Source organism: Mycobacterium sp. ABE4_509 (genome assembly GCF_056160785.1).
This window is the reverse complement of record NZ_JBSWXU010000310.1, coordinates 1-1,082: the sequence shown is the minus strand read 5'-3', so window position 1 is coordinate 1,082 and position 1,082 is coordinate 1. Positions and strand designations below refer to the sequence as shown.

General features: G+C 70.1%; 2 protein-coding genes. Both read right to left on the bottom strand.

The genetic code is table 11. The features are described from left to right. Positions 1-339: glutamate-cysteine ligase family protein (locus ACXAID_RS28195; RefSeq protein WP_475025446.1), on the bottom strand; the 339-nt coding region annotated here is incomplete at its 3' end. Positions 340-468: 129 nt separating this feature from the next. Then, complete coding sequence (locus ACXAID_RS28190; RefSeq protein WP_475025445.1) at positions 469-1,080, bottom strand: sensor domain-containing protein; 612 nt, start codon at positions 1,078-1,080, stop codon at positions 469-471. Positions 1,081-1,082 lie beyond the last annotated feature (2 nt).

Genomic DNA, 1,082 nt, shown 5'->3' with positions numbered 1-1,082 from the left:
GCGCAGCACCGCACGGTCGAGCCGCATCGCCGCGATGGCGGCCGGCGCGTCCGCCAGCGGCGGACCCGAGAGCTCGACCGCTCCCCCCGGTTCGACGGTGACACCGCTGCCGCCGGGCAACCGCGGAAGTTGCGCGATCGTCGAGGTCAGCTCCTCCCAGCCGGGACGCCGGGCCGGATCGGCCAGGTCGTAGCAGTGCGCCTCGATCTCCAGCCCCACCCGCCCCACCGCACCGTCGGCCAGACACTGCGCCACCACCTGCTCGGCGGCGGCTTCGGCACTGGTCAGCGGATCGGCGCAGCCGACAGCGGCGCCCTCACAAGCGATGGCGCGGGCCATGTCAGCCCCTTCCGGATTGGGAACGGTCGCTGCCTTCATGTCTATCTTCCAGACCGCACCGACAAAATCCCGCGTTCGGCAAGTGACACGTGGATGACGTGTACCCGAATTCGCCAGGCGTAACGGCCGCTACTGACCCAGCGTGTTCTGCATGGCGCCGGCCAGTACGTTCACCGCCGGCCCGCCGTTACCCGACTGGCACACCTTGGCCTGCAACAGCACGTTCTCCCGCAACCGGGTGGTGACGAAGCAACGCCGATCGGTGCCGGCCTCCTGCTTGACCCAGTCGGCCTCGGTGGCCGTCGTCGCGCCTGCGGTGAACGTCCACACCTCGGTGGTGAAGTCGTCCAGATGCATCGCCGTGGTCTGCGCGTTGCAGCCACCGGTGCGGTCGACCACCCGGCCGAAGGCGCGCTCGGCGGCCTCGTTGGTCGCGAACACCCCGACGGCCTGTTTGACCAGGTGGGTCATGTCGGTGGGCGACTCCTGGGTGACCGCCCCGTTGAAGGCGGCCAGGTCGGGATCGTTGTAGACGTCCGGCAGCCCGATGTCGGCCCAGTTGTTGCACGCCGGGTTGTCCACCCAGAACGCCTGGAACGGTGCGGTGAACACCCACTCGTGGTTCAGCCGCGCGCCGATGATGTTGCTCACCGAACCCTTGGGAAGCACGGCGTAGTTGACCACCCCCGGGGCCGACGGACCCGCCGCCGCCGGCGCGGCGGCCAGCAGCGACAGCGCCAGCC